The 6,909-nt window shown below is 39.3% G+C and carries 5 protein-coding genes; all 5 read left to right on the forward strand.

Features of this window, described 5'->3' with window-relative positions:
• The first annotated feature begins 58 nt into the window (after nucleotides 1-58).
• Nucleotides 59-568 carry a nitroreductase family protein gene (locus IJT21_10245; protein ID MBQ7578630.1) on the forward strand — a complete coding sequence of 170 codons (510 nt, stop codon included), beginning with the start codon at nucleotides 59-61 and terminating at the stop codon, nucleotides 566-568.
• The gene (gene thpR, locus IJT21_10250; GenBank protein ID MBQ7578631.1) at nucleotides 568-1,110 is read left to right on the forward strand and encodes an RNA 2',3'-cyclic phosphodiesterase; all 543 of its coding nucleotides are present in this window, start codon (nucleotides 568-570) and stop codon (nucleotides 1,108-1,110) included. The genes IJT21_10245 and thpR overlap by 1 nt, the downstream gene beginning before the upstream one ends.
• On the forward strand, nucleotides 1,107-1,433 hold the full coding sequence (locus IJT21_10255; protein ID MBQ7578632.1) for a hypothetical protein: 327 nt from the start codon (nucleotides 1,107-1,109) through the stop codon (nucleotides 1,431-1,433). The genes thpR and IJT21_10255 overlap by 4 nt, the downstream gene beginning before the upstream one ends.
• A 33-nt stretch (nucleotides 1,434-1,466) precedes the next feature.
• Nucleotides 1,467-2,075: a 4Fe-4S binding protein gene (locus tag IJT21_10260; GenBank protein MBQ7578633.1), complete on the forward strand. Its 609-nt coding sequence runs from the start codon at nucleotides 1,467-1,469 to the stop codon at nucleotides 2,073-2,075.
• Between the two features lie 42 nt (nucleotides 2,076-2,117).
• Nucleotides 2,118-6,909 (forward strand): hypothetical protein (locus tag IJT21_10265; GenBank protein ID MBQ7578634.1); only part of this gene is annotated, 4,792 nt, incomplete at its 3' end.

Below are 6,909 nucleotides of genomic sequence, written 5' to 3' on the forward strand. Positions count from 1 at the left end.
CCCACCCACCCTATTCGGCGGCGGCTTTTTTCACACATGCAAAGGGGTATATATAAATATGGAATTTGTTGACGTAATTAAATCGCGCTATTCATGCAGAAAATTCGCAAGCAAGCCCGTAGAAGACGAGAAATTAAATGCTATCTTGGAAGCAGCTAGACTCGCACCTACAGCTAAAAACGTTCAGCCAGTAAAAATTTGGGTCTGCAAGAGTCCTGACGCGCTCGAAAAAGTTAGAACCGTTACACCATGCCACTTTAATGCACCCGTTATTCTCGCTGTAGGAGGCACTAAGGACGGAGCATTTGTAAGATCTGACGGCAGAAATTATGAAGACGTTGACGCTTGCATTGTCGCGACTCATTTGATGTTAGCTGTAGAAAATTGCGGGCTCGGTTCAACGTGGGTAGGATTCTTTGACGCTCCTAAATTGCAGGAGTTATTCCCCGAAATGAATGATTATGATTTAGTCGCACTCTTCCCGATCGGTTACCCTGCTGATGACGCACAACCGGCAGAGAGACACTTTATCAGGAAAAATTTAGACGAGCTCGTGAAATATTTATAATGTCTGAATTAATACGCGCGTTCGTGGCGGTCAAACTTCCGGGCAATATAGCAGACTCACTCGAAAACTTTTTGTCGGAATTAAGGCCGCTTTCACGCATAAAATGGGTAAGGCGCAATCAATTTCACATCACATTAAAATTTTTAGGCGAACTCGAACCCGGCATTATAAGACTCGTGCAGGATCTATTAACGCCCATGAAAAAATTTAAGCCCTTCACTATCGAATTAAATCACATCGGGGCATTTCCTAATTTGAACGCTCCCAGAGTCTTATGGCTTGGAGGCGACAAAGGCTCGCAGGAACTCGCAAAACTTTCACGCAAAATTAATGACGTTCTCTACAGTGAGGCCGATTTACCGTTGGACGATAAAAAATTTCGCGCTCATATGACTTTGGCAAGGCTGAAAGATTCATATTTGCCTGAAGAACTCGTACGAAAGCTCGGCACCGTGCAAAATTTCTCGTGGGTCTGTGATGAACTCTTCTTAATGCGCAGTGAGCTTAACCCCGCCGGCCCGATTTACACGCAGTTATTATGATGGAATTCTGCAAGCTCGAAATATTTATACCTGAGTCGCATTTACAAGCATTACAGCAAATTTTACGTGATTGTGATGCAGGCCATATCGGAAATTATGACTCGTGCATGTCATATAGTCATGTAATCAGCACGTGGAGACCCTTAGAGAATACGAATCCATACAAGGGCGAGCAAAATATTTTAAGCACAGAAAGTGAAATCAAAGCAGAAGTTACTTGCAGGATTCAAGATTTAGACTCAATTATCACGGCAATAAAGAAAATTCACCCCTATGAAGAGCCGGTTATTAACGTTATCCCGTTATTGAGAGTCGCGTTATAATCAGGTTATATAATTTGAAGGGAGAAATTTTTTATGATTCGCAAAATTATTCATATCGACGAGTCCAAATGTAACGGCTGCGGTTTATGTGCTAGAGCCTGCCACGAGGGAGCTATTGATATTATTGACGGCAAAGCAAGATTAACGCGCGAAAATTTTTGCGACGGTTTCGGTGATTGTCTGCCGGAATGTCCGACGGGCGCAATTAGCTTTATAGAACGTGAAGCACCCGAATATGATAAAATCGCTGTCGAACGCGCAAAGGTTTCACGTCAAATGCTTTCTTTAGGGATTCAGTGGCCGATACAAATTAAATTAGTGCCTGTTAATGCTGAATTTTTCAAGAACTCTGATTTATTGATAGCTGCTGATTGCACAGGATTTATTTACGCAAACATTCATAACGAGTTCATAAAGAGTCATGTTACATTAATTGCCTGCCCGAAATTAGACGGCGTTAATTATAGTGAAAAACTTTCGCAGATTTTCGCGTTAAACGAGATTAAGAGCATTACACTTTTAAGAATGGAAGTCCCTTGCTGCGGAGGTCTTGAGAGAATGATTAACGAGGCTTTGACACTTTCAGGGAAAAATATAAATCTCACAGTAAAAATTGTGTCACGGACAGGAAAAATTATATAATATTCTGCACTTCACATAATTTATTATAAAGAGGTGCATAACATGAAGAAAGCTGTAATTTTTGCGTTAATGGCCTGCTTGAGTCTGCTAATTATTCCGGCGGCTTTGGCTGATACTTGGGAAGGTTTAGCACTTAATGAGAAAAATTTTCCTGATTCAAATTTCCGTAATTTCCTGCGAATATGGGATTTCGGCTGGGACGCGTATGACTCAGACGGCAAATTATATAGGGCCGGTGCTAATGATGGTTTTCTTGCTCCTGTAGAGTTTGCTGCATTTCCTAATACTTTCGCTACAAGCACATTCGGAGGAGCTAAGACACTCAAGGGAATAGAATTTTTCCCCGGCCTCTATGAACTTTTCTGTATCGGCGATCATATGGGTGAGCTTAACGTCAGCAATAATCCCGCGCTATTAAAATTGGACTGCCGAGCAAATGATTTAACGGAACTCAATTTATCTAATAATAAATCATTAATTTTTCTGGGCTGTCATGAGAATAATTTAAAAAATTTGGATGTCGCGCATATTCCTGACTTGGTAGAGCTTCATTGCGGCGATAATCCCGAACTCGAAAATGTTAATCTCGGCAATAAAGCTAATTTGAGGCAGCTATTTTTATACAACGGAAATCTTCAATATTTAGACATTAGCGGCTGTCCATCGCTTGAACAATTGCATTTCGGCGGGAATCATATTTCAAAAATTGACGTATCTCACTGTACAAATTTAAGGGAGCTCGACTGCTGGAATAACCGCCTGACAGAATTAGATTTAAGCAATAATAAATCTTTGGTCAGCTTAAATTGTGATAATCAGCTCACAACGGGTTTAATCGTCAATAAAACATTAGACGGCTACGAGGTAGATTTAAATAATTACGTGTCCAAACTTGAGAATATCGACATTTTCTCGATAAAGGCTAACGGCGGAAGTGCAAGAATGCTGAGTTATAACGCTGATACAGGTGTTGTATTATTCGACGAGAGACCAGCGGAAATAAAATATCAATATATTACTCATTCTCCGCAAAATGCAAAAATGGACGTTACTATAAGAGCCGATATTAATATTGCAGTACTTGAGCGCGCCGGAGCAACAGAAAATATTATTTACAGCTTCAACGATAAAAATTATCTCAATAGACAAGGTTACGCGCTGGACGAGAAATCTATTACATCATTTACAGCAAGAAAATACGGCAAAAAAGGTTTTGTCGCGGACGGAAATTCACGCCTGATTTTACGAGTCCAGACTACCAAGCCCGGCACTGTAACATTTACTGTTGATCCAAATTCAGAGGTTGCTATAGAAAAATTTACGAATAGAAGCCCGGTTAATTCAAGCCTGCGAGTTGAGAAACTTTATAATGATACATATCAGGTTTCAGCGGTATTAGTTGCGCCTGAAAATTTCCCGCGATTAAAAGTTTTCCCGAAAGATGATTTCAACGTACATGTGAATTTTATCGCTGACTACGACGAGGACGACCCAGACGCACAACGCGAATTTAACGAGGATATAGATTTAGAGATTCTTGCGGCTCCTGTAATGCTGCTTCACGGTTTTGGAGCTGGAGCAAGCGTAGAAAATACGTTTGCTAATAACGGAAATGGCGTTCTGCCTATTCTGAAGCAAAATAAATTTGATGTCTATTCATGGAACTATGACGGCGCAAAAGGGCCTTCGGAATTATTAGCCGGTAACTTCAACAGTTTATTTAACGAAATAGCATATGTCTTCAAGAAATATCATGATAAGAATATTGTATGTACAAAAATTGATATAGTAGGCTACGATATGGGTGGACTTATGGCAAGACGTTTTTGTTTGCCTGAAGCGCATTCATTTGACGGAAATTATTATACAATGCGTTCATACGGTCAAGGAATGGTGCGCAGATTTATATCAATTGCAGTCCCTCACAGAGGCACACCTTGGGCAAACTGCATAATGGGAGACTTCAAAGTTTTAGACCCTGACGGGATATTTTCACTCTCTGCTACAGGTTACTTGAAAATTGGAATGCTTATACGCAGATTAATTATTGAACCGTTAGCACCATTTTTCGGAGGCGGCAAAGAAAGTATTTATCACAAAGCAAGAGAAGATATGGCCGTTAACAGCAATATCGTTACTGGAGGTTTTCCTGTAAATGTTCCTATGTTCGCTATTTACGGCAAAGTCGGCGAAGAATGGAAGTTAATTAACAGAGGAATAGCTTCATTGCTTGATATATTTGTATTCTGGAAAAACGCATACAGAGCATATTCATTAGGCAGAGACTGGGCTAATATCTTAGATCGACTCGATGAATTAGACCTGAAGTACTCAAGAGAGTCCCTCAAGAAAATTGAAGAATGGGGATTGGAAGCTACAGAATTATGGGATGAGCTAATGACCTTGATAAAATCGGACAATGCCGTTGATGTCGCGAAAAAAATTCAAGAAGAAGCAGTCAAGATGCGAAGAGATACCGTGCTGGGATTTCTTATATCTAAGAAAGAAGAACTATTTGGATTTATGCCCAAGTTTGACCGCGTTTTTGATGTCCTTTGGAACTGCACGATTGATTCTATAGTATTATTGTTTAGAGAAGCATTATTAGGAGCAGGCACAATTGCAGAATATCCGCTTAATATTCTTGAAGCACTTTTTTCCAGACAAGAGCATGATTTATACGTATCAGAAAAAAGTGCTGCGGGAGATTTCGGAAGTGCTGCTGTCGGTATGTGGGGCTGGAAATATAGACACTCTAAAATTTGCTTCCAAAATGATACAGGCTGGGAAGTCGTTTACGCACTAAAAGAAGAAAATTTAGACCGTTTTAAAATTTTTACTAAGATTAATTCTTCCGGCAATAATAGCACTTACTCATCAGCTAAATCTAATGTAGATATAAATAATACAGATAGTGATGAACTTGATAATTTATTCGTTAACGGACTAACATTAAATCTATCTTCACAATCTTTGCGCGTAAATGAAAAGGCTGCTATAAAATTTACTGTCTCAACGGAAGATAATATAAGCGATCCGGTTTATATTAAATTTACTAAGTCTGACGATTACGAAGCTGTAATTTATCCTATGTACAGTATTGACGATAAAAATTTTGAGCTTACTGTAGAATTTCAAAGCCAAGACATTGGAATTTATAATGTATCGTGTTTCTCTAACGTAGACGGCAAAAAAATATATCAATCCGGCGAATTTCAAATTATTATTCAAGCTGATTTAGACGTTCAAGAAATTTTATTTATGAGCAGCGACGCTATTTTTATGCAGTCAAATGATGAATTAATACTCCCGCTCTACGCAAAGACTTCAGACGGAAATTTAATAAATATTTCATCGCCCTTAATGGGTACGGTTTGGAGTTCTGCCAGCTCTGACATCGCAGAAGTTACACAAGATGGCAAAGTTCATGCTCTCAAAGACGGCACTACATTTTTGACGGCAGAATATAACGGACTCAAGGCTTATATAAGCGTAAACGTCGGCGATATTATTGCACCTCATATACTCACGCAGGAAATTCCGGACGGCATGATAAATTATAAGTATGATATAAAGCTCGATTTTGAGGGCAGCACTCCGTTTTCATGGCGAATCATTGAGGGCTATTTACCGTACAGACTCGAACTTTCTCCGGAAGGTTATATTTACGGCTGGCCGACTCAATCAGGAGATTTCACGATAAAAGTAGAAATTTCTAACTTGACCGGCACTGACGAGAAAGAATTTAATTTCATAATAGAGGACGATAATTCAGAGTATCCATATTTGAAGGATTCAAGCCTTCCCGCTGGTGTCAAGAATCTAACATACAGAGTCGAACTTGACGCACTCGGAGTAACTATTAAATGGAAGGTTAGCGGACTCCCTAATGGACTCAGCTTTGACAAAGGAATAATTGCGGGCGTTCCATTAGAGTCAGGAAATTTCACCGTAAAATTTAATCTCTCAAATTCTAGGGGTGATAGCGAGAAAATTTTAAATCTCGTCATAATCGATGAAGGCTCGGCGTATGTGATTGACTCGTCTAATTTTCCTGATGAGGTTTTCTGCGAGTACGTGAAAAATTTTGACTCCGACAACGACGGCGTATTAAGCACTTCAGAAATTGCAGCAGTCAAAGAAATCACGATAGAGGGCGAAGAGAACAAAAAAGTATCTTCACTTGAGGGCATTCAAATTTTTACGTCATTGATAAAACTTGATTGTCCGCATAATAATATTTCGCGCATTGATTTAAGCAAAAACACTCTTTTGCAGGAGTTATGGTGTCAGGTCAATAATATTAATTTCTTGGACTTGAGCAATAATCCAGAGCTTACTACTATATATTGTTCAGAGAATCCTATAACGGGATTTAATCTGCGCAATAATTCAAAGCTGCACAGTTTATATTTCGCGCAGACTCAAATTGCTGTAATCGACATCAGCGACAAAAATTTATGGAATCTCGTTTTTTCTGAGCAGAATATTTCGGGACTCAACTTATTAGAGACCGGCAATAGTTCTTATCCGTATAAATTTGCGTTTATGTCATCAAATATTTCTGATTTGTCAGCTAAAGACTCATCGGGCAATGAAATTAACACGCGCTATGACACTTCAAGCGGATTAATCGAATTTGCAGCACTCCCGGCCGAGATTCATTATATTTACACGATTCATTATAATAAACTCGAATGGGATTCAAGTTTGGGACGCGGAGTCGGTAAGCCTTCATCAAAAACTATGCAAGTTAATATCACAAATATTTCTTCAGTACCTGACTACATGCCGGCACCTGAACCGGAGTCAAAGCCTGAAATAAATAATATCG

This window comes from Synergistaceae bacterium (genome assembly GCA_017443945.1).
In the GTDB taxonomy this organism is placed as follows: domain Bacteria; phylum Synergistota; class Synergistia; order Synergistales; family Aminobacteriaceae; genus JAFUXM01.